Raw genomic sequence first — 2,370 nt, forward strand, 5'->3', positions numbered from 1 at the left:
CTGATTATATAAGCCAAAAAGCCCTGTTTTTATGGCGCCATCACGTGCCGCGTGGTATAAAGATGCATGTCGAATGTAACGCAAAATCTCCCCGATGATCCCGCCATATTGAAGGCGATGATCACTGCTTTGCAGGCGGAAAACGCCAAGATCTCGGCGACATTGCGGGTCCACGACCAGCTCGTTCAGGCGTCGCACCACAGGTGCGCACTCTGATTGCACGCCTCTGGCGTGACGCCTGCGGATCGCCAAGGTGCAGAAGCTGGCCTTCGGCAAGTCATCCGAAAAGATCGAGCGCGAGATCGAGCAGCTTGAACTGGCGCTCGTAGACTTGCTGCTTGCCGTGGCCGAGGGCGATGAAGCGCCCATCGACGAAGGTCAGGACGAACCGGCTGCGGATGATCCCTCTGCGCCCGCACTGCGCCGCCGACCACGTGTTTCTGATGCGACCCCGCGGGAACGCCGCACTTGATCCTGGCGCGTGCTGCCCCGACTGTGGCGGCGGCCTACGTGTCGTGGGCGAGGATGTCAGCGAACTGCTGGACATGATTGCGGCGCAAATGAAGGTGGTTCCCTGGACTTCCTGTCCGACACTTTCGGGGCCTGTCGCAAATTCCGCATCCTGGCGGTCAATGACGATTGCTGCCGCGAAAACCTATGCCTGGTCCCCGACACCAGCATCTCCGGGGCCAGGGTCGCACGGGAGTTGGATGCGCTGGTCCGGATCTATGGGAAACCCGCGTGTATAGTTTCCGACAACGGAACGGAGTTCACCAGCAAGGCCATCCTGAAATGGGCAAACGACAACAAGGTCGCATGGCGTTACATCTATCCCGGCAAGCCGCAGCAGAATGGTTACATCGAGTCATTCAACGGCAGCTTGCGCGACGAATGCCTCAACGAGGAAATCTTCGACAGCCTGGCCGATGCACGCCGAACGCTGGCTATCTGGCGCTACGATTACAACAATGTCAGGCCGCATTCATCGCTCGGCAATAAGACCCCAGCAGAAGCGCGCCGCGCGCTTGAGCTGATTGATGGCACCGCGCCCGGCGCGCTTGCCACACCCGAAACCGACGACTATCAAACCCAAGGACTCTCGTTATGAACGAGGGACGAACGGGGGGGCAGGTCAAGTTTGACGATCATCTTCCCTTGTATCGCCAGCACGAGATCTTTGCCCGCATGGGCGCGGACATTCCCGAGACCACCCTTGTGGGCTGGTGCGGGCGGGCTATGAAGACCCTGTCGCCGCTGATCGAACGGATAGAGGCTAACATCATGGGCAGCGACCTGCTGCACGCAGATGACACGCCGATCAGTGTGCTGGATCGCAGCATGCGCGACAAGGGACTGGGTAAAGGCGTCAGACAGGGCCGGATCTGGGCCTATGTGCGTGACCAGCGCCCGTGGGCTGGATCAGCCCCGCCCGGGGCGATCTATTACTTTGCCCGGGACTGGAAGGAAGAGCATGTCTTGAACCATCTGGCCGACGCCCGCGGTATCCTTCAGGCGGATGGCTACAAGGGCTATGCTAAGCTTTACGAGCCAGAGCCTGACGGCACCCCCCGTTTACGCGAGGCGGCCTGTTGGGCGCACTTGCGCCGTGACTTCCACGACTTCTGGACATCGACCAAGTCCGAGATCGCCCGGAAGGCGCTTGACCGGATCGGCAAACTCTATGACATCGAGCGCGACATCAATGGCCAGCCTGCGGACGTCCGTCACGCGGCACGTCAAAAACATAGCCTGCCCAAAGTTATGGCTTTCTTTGCGTGGTCCGAGCAGCAGCTCCTGCGCATTCCGGGCAAGGGCAATCTCGCCAAGGCTTTCCGCTATGGTCTCAATCGCCGTGAGGCCTTCAGCTTGTTCCTGACAGACGGCCGTGTTGCCATCGACAATAATCCGGCGGAACGCGCTCTGCGCCCGATTGCCATCGGCAGAAAGAACTGGCTGTTCGCCGGAGCTGACACCGGTGCGGAAACACTTGCACGCGCCATGACCATCATTGAAACAGCCAAGCTGAACGGCCTCGATCCGCAGGCCTATCTCGCTGACATCCTCGACCGCATCCATGATCACAAGATCAACCGACTGGATGACCTGCTGCCGTGGAACTGGGCACAGATCGCCATGCCGATCAACCAGGCAGCATAACCGCGGTCCCAATGGAGCGGTTACGCTTAGTCGACGTTGAACAACGCCTACGCGGCGATTTGCACTGCTATTGATCGGTTCGTGAAGGCGTTGATCGCGCTTTATGCGCCCGTGACAGGCACATAAACAACAGGACCAAAAGAGCCCTCAGTAGTTGGCCCTGAACAAGTCAGAAACCACTGATTTTCCTTATCGATCCCACCAAAACTGTAG

General features: G+C 59.2%; 3 pseudogenes. All 3 read left to right on the forward strand.

Going from position 1 to position 2,370, the window contains the following annotated elements:
- Nucleotides 1-66: 66 nt before the first annotated feature.
- Nucleotides 67-572 (forward strand): annotated as a pseudogene (locus tag P775_RS00005) (IS66 family transposase); the annotation flags it as partial.
- Nucleotides 500-1,108, forward strand: a pseudogene (locus P775_RS00010) (integrase core domain-containing protein); the annotation flags it as partial. The pseudogenes P775_RS00005 and P775_RS00010, both read left to right, overlap by 73 nt.
- A 26-nt stretch (nucleotides 1,109-1,134) precedes the next feature.
- A pseudogene (tnpC, locus tag P775_RS00015) lies at nucleotides 1,135-2,157 on the forward strand (IS66 family transposase); the annotation flags it as partial.
- Between the last annotated feature and the right edge of the window lie 213 nt (nucleotides 2,158-2,370).

The sequence above is a fragment of the Puniceibacterium antarcticum genome, from assembly GCF_002760615.1.
Taxonomy (GTDB): Bacteria; Pseudomonadota; Alphaproteobacteria; order Rhodobacterales; family Rhodobacteraceae; genus Puniceibacterium; species Puniceibacterium antarcticum.